Below are 13,553 nucleotides of genomic sequence, written 5' to 3' on the forward strand. Positions count from 1 at the left end.
CATGGTCGACGTGAATGTGCTCGTCGGCGCCTACCGCGTCGACGCTCCCCACCACGACGAGCTCGCATCATGGCTCGAGAGCGAGGTCAATGGCCCGGCGCCGCTCGGCATCACTGATTCGGTACTCGCCGGATTCGTTCGCATCGTCACCCATCCGCGAGTCTTCACGGTTCCGACACCGATCGACGTCGCCATCGCTCAAGCGACCGCCCTGCGCGAGTCGTCAGGTACCATCGTCGTTCAGCCTGGCGCGAGCGTGTGGGGAATCTTCGCCTCGCTCTGCTCGAGCGGTAATGCGAAAGGCAATCTGGCCGCTGATGCCATGCATGCTGCCACCGCGATCGAGGCGGGTGCGACGTGGGTGACGCTCGACCGCGACTTCGCTCGGTTCTCCGAGCTCGTCACCGAGTCGCCCCTGGCGGAGTGAAGCGATCGCGTCAGCCGCGGGGGCGGAGGCGCAGGCCGGCCATGCCACCGTCGACCTCGAGCGCCGTGCCGGTCGTGGAACCGGCGGCGGGGCTCGCCAGGTAGGCGACGGCATCCGCGATCTCGTCCGCCGAGACGAGGCGGCCGTGCGGCTGGCGTGCAGCCAGTGCCGCGCGCTCTGCGGCGGGATCGTCGGCCGAGTCCAGCAGCCTTCCGACCCACGGGGTGTCGGCTGTTCCCGGGCTCACGGCGTTGACACGGATGCCCTCAGCCAGGTGATCCGCCGCCATCGCGCGGGTGAGCGACAGCACTGCGCCCTTCGACGCCGAGTACAGCGCGCGCTCGGGCAGCCCTGCGGTCGCCGCGACGGATGCCGTGTTCACGATCGCCGCCGACGGCGACGTGCGCAGGTGGGGGAGGGCGGCACGGGAGACGCGCGCCATGCCCACCACGTTCACGTCGAGCACGCGATGCCACTCCTCGTCGGAGTTCGCAGCGATGTCGCCCTGCGCCCCGATGCCCGCATTGTTGATGACGATGTCGAGCCGGCCGAACTCGTCGATCACCCGCTGCACACCGGCGACCACGTGCGCGTCATCGGTCACGTCGACGCGCACGGCGAGGTCGGCGTCGTCGCTGCTCACGGCATCCGTGTCCCGGTCGAACACGGCGACGCGTGCCCCGTCGGCGCGCAGGCGGCGCGTGATCGCGGCCCCGATGCCGGATGCTCCTCCCGTGACGATCGCGACGAGTCCGGTGAAGTCGGTGGCCATGTCTGTCCTTTCAAGCGTGTTTTCGCCGATTCTTCCACAGCGTTCGTCGATTGACACCATAAACATCGGATGTTTAGGCTTGCAGTGCGTCACCCGGTCGTCGGGCTTCGTCGTATGCCCCGAAAGGACACCATGAGCACGATCGTCGCCGTCGACACCAGAGACGTGCGCTTCCCCACCTCGCTCTCGCTCGACGGGTCGGATGCCATGAATCCGGACCCCGACTACTCCGCCGCGTACGTGAGCATCCGCACCGATGCTGCCGACGAGAATGCCGGCCTCACCGGCGACGCGTTCGTGTTCACGATCGGGCGCGGCAACGACGTACAGGTCGCCGCGCTCGACGCACTGCGCGACCATCTCATCGGGCAGGATGCCGAGGCGCTTGTCGCCGACATGGGCGAGGCATCCCGTCGCCTGATCCACGACTCGCAGCTGCGCTGGCTCGGCCCTGAGAAGGGCGTCATGCACATGGCGATCGGCGCCGTGGTGAACGCCCTCTGGGATCTGAGAGCCAAGCGCGCAGGGCAGCCGCTCTGGCTTCACCTGTCGAGCCTCAGTCCTGAGGAGCTCGTCTCACTCGTCGACTTCCGTTACCTCACGGATGCCCTCACTCACGAGCAGGCGCTCGCGATCCTGCGGGCGGCCGAACCTGGCCGTGCCGAGCGCATCGAGGTGCTGAAGCGCGAGGGCTATCCGGCGTACACGACATCGCCTGGATGGCTCGGCTACTCGGATGAGAAGCTCGCCCGGTTGTGCCGCGAAGCCGTCGAGGCCGGGTTCGAGCAGATCAAGCTGAAGGTCGGCGCGGACCTTGCCGACGACATCCGTCGCTTCCGCATCGCGCGCGAGGTGCTCGGGGCGAACTTCCCGATCGCGATGGACGCCAACCAGCGCTGGGATGTCGCAGAGGCGATCGAGTGGGTGAACGCGCTTGCCGAGTTCGACCCGGCGTGGATCGAGGAGCCGACGAGCCCCGACGACATCCTCGGCCACGCCGCCATCGCCCGCGGCGTCGCGCCCATTCCCGTCGCGACCGGCGAACACGTGCAGAATCGTGTGATCTTCAAGCAGATGCTGCAGGCGCAGAGCCTGCAGGTGATGCAGATCGACGCCACGCGCGTCGGAGGCGTGAACGAGAACATCGCGAACCTGCTGCTCGCCGCGAAGTTCGGCGTTCGCGTCTGCCCGCACGCGGGCGGCGTCGGGCTGTGCGAGGCGGTGCAGCACCTCTCGATGTTCGACTTCGTCGCCGTCACCGGCACCATGGAAGGTCGGATGATCGAGTACGTCGACCACCTGCACGAGCACTTCGTCACGCCGGTCGTGGTGCGGAACGCACGGTACGTGCCTCCGACCGCACCGGGCGGCGGAACCGAGATGTGGCCGGCCTCGCTCGACGAGTTCGAGTGGCACGGCTCCCACGCGGCGAGCGAAGGAACGGATGCGTCGGCATGAGCATCGCGTTCGGCCCGCTCTCCTACGGCGCGGCACCGCTGGGCAACCTCTACCGTGAGGTGTCGGTCGAACAGGCTCACGACGCGCTGCAGGCGACGTGGGATGCCGGCATCCGCTACTTCGACACGGCCCCGCACTACGGTCTCGGACTGAGTGAGCGCAGGCTCGGCGCCTTCCTCCGCGGCAAGCCGCGTGACGAGTTCGTCGTCTCGACCAAGGTCGGCAGGCTGCTCGTGCCGAACCCCGACGACGACGGCAGCGGAGACCTCGACCGGGTGTTCAAGGTGCCGGGCGACCTGATGCGTCGATTCGACATGACCGAGGCCGGCATCCGTCGCAGCCTCGATGAATCGCTGGAACGCCTGGGACTCGATCGGGTCGACATCGTCTATCTGCACGACCCCGACGTGTACGACATCGATCGCGGCCTTCGCGAGGGGCTGCCGGCACTTGCCGCGCTGCGCGATGAGGGGCTCGTTCGCGAGGTGGGCGTCGGCACCAACAGCACAGCGGCCGCAGCGCGCGCCGTTCGCGAAGGCGACCTCGACCTGGTGCTGATCGCCGGCCGGTACACGCTGCTCGAGCAGCCGGCGCTCGATGAGCTGTTCCCGGTCTGCGCGAAGGGTGGAGTCCGGGTCGTCAGCGCGGCGCCGTTCAACTCGGGCCTGCTGGCAACGAACGAGCTGCCAGCGGATGCCCGCTACGACTACGTCAGCGCCCCTCGCGCCGTGCTCGACCGCGTTCGCGAACTCGCCGGGGTGTGCGCGTCGTTCGGGGTCGAGCTCCCGGCCGCCGCGTTGCAGTTCCCCGGCCGCAATCCGGTCGTGGCAACCACGCTCGTCGGCATGGCGTCGCCGGACGAAGTGCGGCAGAACGTGCAGCGCGTCAGCGCCACGATCCCGGACGGGCTGTGGGAGGCGCTGGACTGACGTGTAACGGGAGGGAACGCGTGCGCGTCCCCTCCCGTTACGCGACTCTGTGCACCGGTTCTCAGTATGCGAGGTTGAGGTGCGCCCTGTGGTGGTCGCCCTGCTCGATCAGGTCGACGAATCCGATGGCGTAGTCCGCGCCCGAGATGGCTCCGCCGCCGTCGGGCTCGACAGTCACGTCGCTGCCGACCCGGTAGCGCCCGAGTCGCTCGCCGGGCGCAAAAGACCCGAACCCGGCTGCCGGGCTCACGAACACCCAGTCGAGCGTTTCCGAGGTGGCGGGCAGGTCGTGGCTGATGAGCTCGGCGACCGTCGTGACCTCGGCGTGAATCTCCTCGGGAGTGTGGCTGAGGTCTTCCACGAAGCGCGGTGCTCCGGCAGCTGGACGCAGCGACGAGTAGCCGCCGACGATGAACAGCGGGGCGCTCTCGGCGTCGGCAAGCCGAGTGATCGTGCGGTATACGTCGCGGAAGGGATCTGCGACATCGCTGGGCGCGAGCGGACCGCGGGGAGCGAGCGCACCGACCACGACATCCGAGCCGGAGATCACCGACGACAGTGCCGCCTCATCCGTGGCGTCGCCCTGCACGTAGTTCACGCCGGCGACAGGCTCGGCGGGCAGCGAACGGCTGAGCGCGGTGACCTCGTGGCCACGAGCGGCTGCCTCGGCGACGATGGCGGACCCGGCGTAGCCGGTGCCGCCGATGACGGTGATGCGGGACATGGTGTGCCTTTCTTCGCAGGAACTGCGCCTCATGACGAGGCACATGGTTACCATAAGAGAGCAGATCTCCTTTGGGAAGAAGGCACTTTGTGGTAACCACATCGCCGACCGTTCTCGGCAACCCGTACCAGGCCGGGTGCCCGACCCGTCGCATCCTCGACCGCATCGGTGATCGGTGGACCGTGCTCATCGTCGGAGTGCTGGGGGAGGGCGATGCGAGATTCTCGGAGCTCCGCCGTCGCGTCGAGGGCGTCTCGCAGAAGATGCTGACCCAGACCCTGCGAGGACTCGAACGCGACGGGCTCGTGCTGCGCACCGTCTACCCCGAGGTGCCGGTTCGCGTCGAGTACGCGCTCACCGAGGCCGGTCGAACACTGCTGGAACCGCTCAAGGCTCTTCAGGAGTGGTCGATCGAGCATCTCAGCGATGTGTCGGCGTCGCAGGATGCCTACGACGGCGCGGCCTGATCGTTCACGTCTGGTCGCCGGCTCAGTCGTCGGACGAGTTCACGGCTCGGCTCCCTGCGGAGCGAGGAACCGGTAGCCGATAGAACCGCACCGCGGTTTCGGACTCGATCGAGCGCGCTGCGTCGCCGGTGCAGCCGGCCGTGGCAGCAGCGGCGCGCACGCGCTCCCGCCAGCTCGCGAACGTGGTCGCGGCACCCGTCAGCGCGCTGACCGGCCAGTCGCTGCCGATCATCGACCGAGCCGGACCGAACGCGTTCAGCGCATGCACCAGAAACTCCTCGACGTGTGCATCGAGCGACTCCGCTGTGGATGCCTCTGCCGCCAACCCGCTGAGTTTCACGTGTGCGTGCGGCAGCGCGGCCAGCCGGTCGATTGCACGTGCCCAGGAACGACCCGACGCGCTGTCGATCGTGTCGTCGACCGGCGGCTTGCCGACATGATCGAGCACGGTCGGAAGCTCCGGCACACGTTCGAGCAGATCGATCGCGGTGTCGAGTTGCGGATGCCGCACGCAGAGATCGAACGTCAGCCCGCGCTCGGCGAGACGGCGAAGGCCGTCGACGAGGGCGCGGGTGCTCGCGGGGTCGGCGAGCAGTTCCGGTGACTCGTCCTGCAGCAGGTGACGGATGCCTGCGACGGGCACGCGACGCCCCGACGGCTGTCCGGGCGGGGCATCCTGCACCGAGGGGAAGGCCGGAGCGTCGGAGGAGGCCGCCTCGGGTGAAGCTTGCACGTCGAGAGAAGCCAACGCATCGAGGTGGGCGTCGAGCGCAGCGCCGGAGCGCAGGTCTGCGGCCGCGACGATCGCGGAGAGCTCGGGCCAGGCATCCGCCTGGGCTTCTACCCACCGTGCCTCGGCGAGCGACTGACGTGGAAGGCATCCCGCCTGCACGAAGACCGCGTGAGTGGTGGCGCCGTCGGCACGATCTATCTGCTCGGGCGTGAACGTGCGATTCAGCACAGGAACGCTGTCGAGCCAGGGGTAGTCGAGCCGCGTGACGTTCCAGACGTGCACGTGGGCGTCGACGAGCATCAGTCGATGCCCATGTCGGGAAGCGCGGCGTCGGCACGCCGCTGGTCTTGCAGACCCCAGATCTGCTCGAGCGGCAGGTAGCCGGGCTCGCCGTCCGGGCCGTAGAAGTCGTCGACGTACACGCCGATGTGCTCCTGCCATCGACGGTCGGCATCGCCGGCGCGGATCACGGCCATCGCTGCATCGAAATCCTCGCAGTCGACCACGTGGAAGAGCCGGTCGCCCGAGCGCCAGATGATCCAGTCGCGGATTCCCGCCCGGTCGAACAGCGCCAGCAGCTCGTCGGGGATGCGCACATGCTCGCGCCGGTAGTCGGCGGCCGCGCCCTCGCGGAGCGTCGAATGAAGCGCGACCTTCATCAGGCATCCTTCCCAGTGCTCGACGATGGTGACCTTTCGCCTGTGGCGACGGATGCCTCGCGTAGCCAGTCCTCGATGCCCGCCACGTGCGTGAGGGCGTGTGCCGCCGCAAGCTCGCCATCGTGGCGGCGAAGCGCGTCGAGGATCGCGCGGTGCTCGGCGATGGTGCGATCGGCGGCGCCGCCCTGCGTGAGCCCGCGCCAGATGCGGGCACGAACGGTGTGGCTGGAGATCGAGTCGATGAGCTGAGCCAGGTAGTCGTTGCCGCTGGATCGGGCGATCGCCTGATGGAATTCGAGATCGTGCTGCACGAGCGACTCGATGCCGTCGGTGCCGCTGGTCTTCTCGACGAGACGATCCAACTCCTTCAGCTCGTCGTCGTCGATGCGAGCGGCGGCGAGCCTGGCCGCGGCCGGCTCCAGGATGCGCCGCACACCGAAGATCTCGAGCACCGACCTGTCGTCGTGCAGGTCGACCACGAACGAGAGCGCCTCGAGCAGCAGGCGGGGTTCCAGGCTCGTGACGTACGTGCCGTCGCCGCGACGCACATCCAACACGCGGATCACCTCGAGCGCCTTCACAGCCTCGCGCAACGACGATCGCGAGAGCCCGAGGCTCTCGCTGAGCTCCTTCTCCGGCGGCAATCGATCGCCGGGAGCGAGCCGGCCGCTCGTGATCATCCCTTTGATCTTGAGGATCGCTTCGTCCGTGACGGCCATACGCGATGGTACCGCTGCACCGCCCAGACATCCGATGTATGCGGAGGGGATGAAGTGCCCGCAGCCCTCGTCGACCCGGCACTGTATTGCCGAGCCACCCCTCAGTTCACGCGAATTCGGGGGCCGCTCGGCAACACAGTGCCGGGTCGACGGCTGCGGGGAGGAGATGGGTCGGGGAATAGCGGCGGCTCTGTCAGAATTGAGCTTTGACACCCGCGGATGCTCGGGCTCCGCAAACGAAGACCGCCGCGCGACATCCCGCCGGCCGGCACAGAAGGAACTCGCATGAGCAACGGATTGACCGTAGGCATCGTCGGCGCCACCGGACAGGTCGGCACGGTGATGCGTCGCATCCTGGCGGAACGCGACTTTCCGGTGGAGACGCTGCGCCTGTTCGCGACGAGCCGCTCGGCCGGTCGCACGCTCGAGTTCAAGGGCGAGGACATCGTCGTCGAAGACGTCGCCACTGCCGACCTCGACGGGATCGACATCGCGCTGTTCTCCGCGGGTGCAACCGGTAGCCGCGCCTTCGCACCCAAGTTCGCGGATGCCGGCGCGATCGTGATCGACAATTCCAGCGCCTGGCGCATGGACCCCGAGGTTCCGCTGGTCGTGAGCGAGGTCAACCCGCACGCGATCGCCGAGGCGGACCGTGCAGCGGGAGGCCGCGGCATCATCGCGAATCCGAACTGCACCACGATGGCGGCCATGCCTGTGCTGAAGGTGCTCGACGCCGAGGCGGGACTCACACGGCTCATCGTCTCGACCTATCAGGCGGTCAGCGGTTCGGGACTGGCCGGGGCGCAGGAGCTCGCCGGACAGGCGGAGGCGGCCGTGGCATCCGGCCACCTGCTCGACCTGGTGCACGACGGATCGGCGATCGAGCTGCCCGCCCCCGAGAAATACGTGCGACCGATCGCGTTCGATGTCATCCCGCTCGCCGGCTCCATCGTCGACGACGGGCTGAACGAGACCGACGAGGAGAAGAAGCTCCGCAACGAGAGCCGCAAGATCCTCGAACTGCCCGACCTGCTCGTCAGCGGCACCTGCGTGCGCGTGCCGGTGTTCACAGGGCACTCGCTGTCCATCAACGCCGAGTTCACTTCGGCGCTCTCGCCCGAGCGTGCGACCGAGCTGTTGCAGGATGCCCCAGGCGTCGCATTCGAGGATGTCCCGACCCCGCTCCACGCCGCCGGCAACGACCCCAGCTACGTCGGTCGCATCCGTCAGGACGAGGGCGCGCCAGAGGGCCGCGGCCTCGCACTCTTCATCTCGAACGACAACTTGCGCAAGGGTGCGGCGCTCAATGCCGTGCAGATCGCGGAGATCGTGGCGGCCCAGCGCAAGGCGGCAGTCGCGGTCTGAGCCCGCCCGCCCGGCTTCCGGTGGCTAGCTTCCGGCGGCCACGTCGGATGTCCGGCGCCCCCGCGCCGGCGCTATCACGCCCACCAGCACGGCTCCCACGGCGACCACGGCCGGATACACCAGGTTCGCTCCGGCGAGCACGAGCAGGCCGAGTACGAGCACGCAGGAGACGACGGCCATCCACCAGCCGAGGCTCCAGCGCGGCAGCAGCACCACCGCACTCGCGACGCCCATGCCGTAGATGGCCGCGGCAATGCTCGTGTGCACGAGGATCACGGGCTGAAGATCGGGGATGAACGCGACGACCACGAAGTACACGGTGATGACCGCGGTGCTGAGCATCAGTCCTCTGCGCGCGATGCCGCCTCGCTCGAAGCCATGGCCGAACCAGGCAGGCAGATCCCCGTCGCGTCCCATTGCGGCACCGAGTTTGCTGAATGCCGCAATGTATGCATTGAAGACGCCGACCACCACGATCACTGCAACGCACGCGACCACGGCGCCCCAGCCGGGGCCGAGCCCGACGGTGACCAGATCGAGCAGCGGCGCAGTACCGTGCCCGGCCGCTGGCCCGAGCACGCCGACGACCACGGTCTGGATGGCGACGTACGCGACAGCGACGATGGCGAGCGCCAGCGCGGTCGCGCGCGGGATGTCGCGACGCGGCCTGGAGAATTCGCCGGCGATGCCTGCGACCGCCTCCCATCCGGCGAATGCCCACACGTAGAGGCTGATCGCCACGCCGACGCCTGCGAGACCGTGCGGCAGGAACGGTGTGAAGTTCTCCGAGCGGGTGTGCGGGGCGGCGGCGGCGAGAGCGAGCACGAGGATCGCCATCAGTGCCGCACTGAGCCCGAGCTGCGCCCATGCGGTGAAGCGCACGCCGAAGACGGCGATCAGCACGGGGATGACCACCAGCGCGGCAGCGATCACGATCACCGTGGTTCTGCTGCCGCCGATGATCGCCACGACGTACTGCGCCGTCATGATGGCGGCGATCGGAGCGCCGATCGGCGTGCCGAAGAAGAACCAGTAGCTCACGACACGAGCGGACGTGGGGCCGAAGGCGCGACGGGCGAAGGTGGCGACGCCACCGGCATCCGGATGCCGCGTCGACAGCGCCGCGAAGGTCGCCGCAAGCGGAACGGACACGACGGCGAGCACGACGACGGCGACGATCGCGCCGGGACCGGCCGCCTCGGCGGCCAGCGCAGGCAGCAGCAGGATGCCGGTGCCGAGCACCGCGGCCACGTACAGTGCCGTGCCCTGCGCGAGGCCGATTCCCTTGGGGGATCCGCCGGGCGAGGTGTCGAGGGCACGGTCGGGCATCCGCTCATCATGCCGGAGGCCCCCGACATCCGTGGCGCGGCGCTCCTCCGCCCGCGACATGTGCGGCTGCGGCATCCGCGCATCTGCGGCAGGGTTGACCCATGACCGGCATCCAGACCGCTGTCGACGTCGCCGACTGGCGGCGTCGCGTGTTCGCACTGTACGAACTCGTTCGCGAGCTGTCGGAGGAGGAGCCCGCAGCAGCCCACGCTGCGTGGGTCGTCGAGCGCGACGCGCTGTTCGCGACGCATCCTTCGACGCCTCTGCTGCCAGAGGATCGAGCGCTCTTCTCCGGCCTGCCCGTTCCGGTGTACGACCCCGCGTGGCGATTCGAACTGCCGATCGACGACGCAGAGCCGGCCGCGCTCGACGTGGAGACCGGCACAGACGGAGTCGTGCCGTTCGAACGCATCGGCGCCGTGCGCGTGCCCGACGTCGGCTCGTTCGACGTCTGGCGGCTGCGGTCGTACGGCGGCGGGCTCTTCGTGCCGGTGAAGGATGCCTCGGCCGGGCATCAAGACGGAACCTACGGCGGCGGCCGCTACCTGCTCGACACCATCAAGGGCGCCGACCTCGGAGCCGGTGGCACGCGGGGAACGATCGTGCTCGACTTCAACTTCGCCTACAACCCGAGCTGCGCGTACGACCCGGCATGGGCGTGCCCGCTGGCGCCGGCGGGCAACACGGTCGGCGTCGAGATCCCGGTGGGGGAGCGGTACCGGGGCTGACGCGCGGAGAACGTCAGGCGCCGAGGCGGCGCGCCGCGATGTCCTGGTGCGCCAGACGGCGGAGTGCGACGACGACCGGTTCGTAGAGTGCGGTGCCGAGCACCGCGTAACGTACGGCGGCCGAACGTGCGGCGGCACTGCGCTCGGCAGCACTGCGGTCGATAACAGGGTGACCGGTAGCGGAGGCATCCGCGTCGATCGCACCACCTGGTGCTCCCGCCACGTCGTACTCGGCCATCGGATGCAGGGCGGCGCCGTAGGCATCCAGCCGCTCGTCGGTCAGCGGGATGCCCGCCTCCTCCACCGCAGCCAGTGCGCGCTCGAGCTGCCAGGTCGCCGGGAACGTCTCGTCGTACGTCCAGCCGAGGTGCTCGATCGCCGCGCGCGCGCGCGGATGCTCGCCCCCGCCGGACTCGACGTAGGGCGGCAGCGCCGAGATAGCCTTCCCGAGCGTCGTGAACAGGTCAGCGTCAGGGTGGTCGATCAGCCCGAGCACGGTCTTGATCTGCGCGATCGGGAGTGCGGCGAGCTCTGCGAGCGATCGGATCAGCCGCAGCCGATTGAGGTGATCGTCGTCGTAGTCGGCCTGGGTCGCGCCGCGGGCCGCACCCGTCGGCAGGATGCCCTCCCGCAGATAGAACTTGATCGTCGCGACCGGCACGCCGCTGCGTCGAGCCAACTCCGAGATGCGCATCCGCTCTCCCTTGCTCCTCGAGGGTGCTGCCACATCGGGACGTATCCCTTGACATTGGATAGTACAGGTATCCAATATTGGATACTGTAACTATCCAATCAGCGACACCGGCGCACGACGCCGGGCCGGAGGGCATCCGGACCGGTCTGCAGTGCCGGAGAAGGCAGGCGCGTCATGCTCGCGGCATCCACCACCATCACCGTCGGCGTGGTACTGCTGACGGTCATCGGCATCGCATACGGCGGCACGTTCATGCTGCGCGTGGTCACCGGCAAACAGGGCGCGAATGCGCTGCAGAAGTCGTTCTTCCGCGCCGGCCACGCGCATGCCGGCGTGCTCGTGATCCTCGGACTCGTCGTGCTGCTCGTGATGAGTGCCGCGCACGCCGGGGTGTGGGGAGAAGTCGTCGGCATCGCCGTGCTGGCGTGCGCCCTGCTCATTCCCGGAGGCTTCTTCTTCTCGGTGATCGGCCGCGATCCGCAGCAGCCCAACGGCGCACGCGCGCTGATCTGGGTGGGATTCACCGTGCTCACGATTGCGATGCTGGGCGGCGGCATCCTGCTGATCGTGCTCGGATCGTCCCGTGCGTAGCGACCGGTGGCGGCATGGCGGTGCGGTCCACGGGTGCGGCGACTATGAACACGAAGGCGGCGACTGAGAACACCCTGGGCATCGGCCGCTATTTGGCCGTTTCTGGTCGATTGACCAGGTTCGCTGCATAGCCTGCAGGAGTGCTGCCGCACGATCACCCGAATCATGCGGCAGCACGAAGTACCGAGAAGGCGTCACCCGAAGACGATGCCGTCCCGGAACATCCCTGAAGCGCTCGCCGCGAGGCGCACGCCACGCGGTTGGAGCGCACAGGGGTGACAGCGCGTCCGGTGTTGCTCCCCCAGCGGCGCCGGGCGCGCGTTCCCGCCCGGTCGGCAGCACCCCGTTCACGCCAATAGAATTGTTCGAGTGAGTGATTCCCGAGCCCCGTTAGACGTCGTCCTCATCGGCGGGGGCATCATGAGCGCCACGCTGGCCACGATGCTCCAGCGGTTGCAGCCGGACTGGACGATCCGCATCTACGAGAGCCTCGGCGAGGTCGCGCAAGAGAGCTCGAACCCGTGGAACAACGCGGGAACAGGGCACGCGGCGATGTGCGAGCTCAACTACATGCCGGAGGCGAAAGACGGCAGCGTCTCGCCCGACAAGGCGATCAGCATCAATGAGCAGTTCCAGCTCAGCAGGCAGTTCTGGTCCTCGCTCGTCGAACAGGGCGAGCTCCCCAACACGTTCATCACCTCGACCCCGCACATGACGTTCGTGCGCGGCGGCGACAACGTGAAGTACCTGCGCAAACGGTACAAGGCGCTGAAGGACCAGCCGCTGTTCTCCGGAATGGAGTACAGCGAAGACCACAAGGTGATCCGCGAGTGGGCTCCGCTGCTCATCAAGGGCCGCACACGCGAGCCGATCGCAGCCACTCGAATCACCGCCGGCACGGATGTCGACTTCGGCGCGCTGACGAACGCCCTGGTCGACGGACTGAAGCAGCGCGGAGCCGAGCTTTACCTGAACTGCCGCGTGAAGAGCATCCGTCGCACCAGGCAGAACACCTGGCGCCTCAGGGTCAAGCACACCGTCGGCAACACCCCGCACAGTGTCGAGGCGCGATTCGTGTTCGTCGGCGCGGGCGGCGGCGCGCTGCATCTGCTGCAGTCCTCAGGCATCGACGAGATCAACGGCTTCGGCGGATTCCCGATCAGCGGCAAGTTCTTCCGCACCACGAACCCGAAGATCGTGGGCCAGCACGAGGCCAAGGTCTACGGCAAGGCCGCTGTCGGCGCCCCGCCGATGTCCGTGCCGCACCTCGACACGCGCGTGGTGAACGGCGAGGCATCCCTGTTGTTCGGCCCGTTCGCCGGGTTCAGCCCGAAGTTCCTCAAGAAGGGCTCGTGGTGGGACCTTCCCGGTTCGATTCGCGCGGGCAATCTCGGTCCGATGCTCGCCGTCGCGCGCGACAACATTCCGCTGATGAGGTACCTGATCACCGAGCTGCTCGCCTCACGTGCCAAGAAGGTCCAGGCACTTCGAGAGTTCATGCCGACGGCCAAGGGCGAGGACTGGGAGCTGATCACCGCGGGCCAACGCGTGCAGGTGATGAAGAAGGATGCCCAGCACGGCGGCGTGCTGCAGTTCGGCACCGAGGTGGTCGCGGCATCCGACGGATCGATCGCCGGCCTGCTCGGCGCATCGCCCGGCGCCTCGACGGCCGTGCCGATCATGCTCGACGTGCTGCAGAAGTGCTTCCCGCAGCAGTGGCCGACGTGGGAGCCGAAGCTCGCCGAACTCATTCCGACCATGGGCACCACGCTGAACGACCGGCCGGAAGCGGCCGCACGAGTGCAGGCGGAGACGTCGAAGGCCCTGGGCCTCGAAGGCTGAGCTGCCCCGCGTACCACGCCTCATACGCTGATCGAGTAGCGCCCGCAGAGCGGACGCGTAGCGAGATCTCCCAGCTCAGCGAGGCTGAGACGTCTGCTACAGTGGTCGACGCTATG

15 protein-coding genes are annotated in these 13,553 nt (G+C 68.3%); 8 read left to right on the forward strand and 7 right to left on the reverse strand.

Annotated elements, in window-relative coordinates:
• The first annotated feature begins 1 nt into the window (after window position 1).
• Window positions 2–427 carry a TA system VapC family ribonuclease toxin gene (locus tag MJ603_RS08890; protein WP_243063357.1) on the forward strand — a complete coding sequence of 142 codons (426 nt, stop codon included), beginning with the start codon at window positions 2–4 and terminating at the stop codon, window positions 425–427.
• A gap of 10 nt (window positions 428–437) precedes the next feature.
• Here MJ603_RS08890 and MJ603_RS08895 read toward each other — a convergent pair whose 3' ends face one another.
• Window positions 438–1,199, reverse strand: coding sequence for an SDR family NAD(P)-dependent oxidoreductase (locus tag MJ603_RS08895; RefSeq protein ID WP_243063358.1), 762 nt, complete (start codon window positions 1,197–1,199; stop codon window positions 438–440).
• 132 nt (window positions 1,200–1,331) lie between these two features.
• Here MJ603_RS08895 and MJ603_RS08900 point away from each other — a divergent pair, with 132 nt between their 5' ends.
• Together MJ603_RS08900 and MJ603_RS08905 are read left to right on the forward strand one after the other, a co-directional pair.
• On the forward strand, window positions 1,332–2,657 hold the full coding sequence (locus MJ603_RS08900; protein ID WP_243063359.1) for an L-fuconate dehydratase: 1,326 nt from the start codon (window positions 1,332–1,334) through the stop codon (window positions 2,655–2,657).
• Window positions 2,654–3,586, forward strand: coding sequence for an aldo/keto reductase (locus tag MJ603_RS08905; RefSeq protein WP_243063360.1), 933 nt, complete (start codon window positions 2,654–2,656; stop codon window positions 3,584–3,586). Before MJ603_RS08900 ends, MJ603_RS08905 begins: the two co-directional genes overlap by 4 nt.
• Window positions 3,587–3,647: 61 nt before the next feature.
• Here MJ603_RS08905 and MJ603_RS08910 read toward each other — a convergent pair whose 3' ends face one another.
• Entirely contained in the window at window positions 3,648–4,310 is a 663-nt protein-coding gene (locus tag MJ603_RS08910; RefSeq protein WP_243063361.1) for an NAD(P)-dependent oxidoreductase, read from the reverse strand.
• 89 nt (window positions 4,311–4,399) lie between these two features.
• Here MJ603_RS08910 and MJ603_RS08915 point away from each other — a divergent pair, with 89 nt between their 5' ends.
• Window positions 4,400–4,777 carry a helix-turn-helix domain-containing protein gene (locus MJ603_RS08915; protein WP_243063362.1) on the forward strand — a complete coding sequence of 126 codons (378 nt, stop codon included), beginning with the start codon at window positions 4,400–4,402 and terminating at the stop codon, window positions 4,775–4,777.
• A gap of 22 nt (window positions 4,778–4,799) precedes the next feature.
• Here the strand turns inward: MJ603_RS08915 and MJ603_RS08920 are convergent, their stop codons facing one another.
• From MJ603_RS08920 to MJ603_RS08930, 3 genes are read right to left on the reverse strand one after another with little or no spacing between them, the layout of a single operon-like run.
• Window positions 4,800–5,810, reverse strand: coding sequence for an amidohydrolase (locus MJ603_RS08920; RefSeq protein ID WP_243063363.1), 1,011 nt, complete (start codon window positions 5,808–5,810; stop codon window positions 4,800–4,802).
• Window positions 5,810–6,169 (reverse strand): L-rhamnose mutarotase, encoded by a 360-nt coding sequence (locus tag MJ603_RS08925; protein WP_243063364.1) that lies wholly within the window; start codon window positions 6,167–6,169, stop codon window positions 5,810–5,812. The genes MJ603_RS08920 and MJ603_RS08925 overlap by 1 nt, the downstream gene beginning before the upstream one ends.
• A complete protein-coding gene (locus tag MJ603_RS08930) occupies window positions 6,169–6,888 on the reverse strand; it encodes a FadR/GntR family transcriptional regulator (protein ID WP_243063365.1) in 720 nt (239 codons plus the stop codon). Before MJ603_RS08930 ends, MJ603_RS08925 begins: the two co-directional genes overlap by 1 nt.
• A 285-nt stretch (window positions 6,889–7,173) precedes the next feature.
• On the opposite strand from MJ603_RS08930, the gene MJ603_RS08935 reads away from it, so the two are divergent.
• Complete coding sequence (locus MJ603_RS08935) at window positions 7,174–8,253, forward strand: aspartate-semialdehyde dehydrogenase (protein WP_243063366.1); 1,080 nt, start codon at window positions 7,174–7,176, stop codon at window positions 8,251–8,253.
• 24 nt (window positions 8,254–8,277) lie between these two features.
• On the opposite strand, the gene MJ603_RS08940 is transcribed toward MJ603_RS08935, so the two are convergent.
• The gene (locus MJ603_RS08940; protein ID WP_243063367.1) at window positions 8,278–9,582 is read right to left on the reverse strand and encodes an APC family permease; all 1,305 of its coding nucleotides are present in this window, start codon (window positions 9,580–9,582) and stop codon (window positions 8,278–8,280) included.
• Window positions 9,583–9,683: 101 nt separating this feature from the next.
• Between MJ603_RS08940 and MJ603_RS08945 the strand changes: the two genes are divergently transcribed.
• Entirely contained in the window at window positions 9,684–10,310 is a 627-nt protein-coding gene (locus MJ603_RS08945) for a DUF1684 domain-containing protein (RefSeq protein ID WP_243063368.1), read from the forward strand.
• Between the two features lie 13 nt (window positions 10,311–10,323).
• Here the strand turns inward: MJ603_RS08945 and MJ603_RS08950 are convergent, their stop codons facing one another.
• Window positions 10,324–11,004 (reverse strand): MerR family transcriptional regulator, encoded by a 681-nt coding sequence (locus tag MJ603_RS08950; protein WP_243063369.1) that lies wholly within the window; start codon window positions 11,002–11,004, stop codon window positions 10,324–10,326.
• 174 nt (window positions 11,005–11,178) lie between these two features.
• Between MJ603_RS08950 and MJ603_RS08955 the strand changes: the two genes are divergently transcribed.
• On the forward strand, window positions 11,179–11,595 hold the full coding sequence (locus MJ603_RS08955) for a hypothetical protein (protein ID WP_243063370.1): 417 nt from the start codon (window positions 11,179–11,181) through the stop codon (window positions 11,593–11,595).
• Between the two features lie 369 nt (window positions 11,596–11,964).
• Complete coding sequence (locus MJ603_RS08960) at window positions 11,965–13,437, forward strand: malate:quinone oxidoreductase (RefSeq protein ID WP_308220579.1); 1,473 nt, start codon at window positions 11,965–11,967, stop codon at window positions 13,435–13,437.
• Window positions 13,438–13,553: the final 116 nt, after the last annotated feature.

This window comes from Humibacter sp. RRB41 (assembly GCF_022761015.1).
Classification (GTDB): domain Bacteria; phylum Actinomycetota; class Actinomycetes; order Actinomycetales; family Microbacteriaceae; genus Humibacter.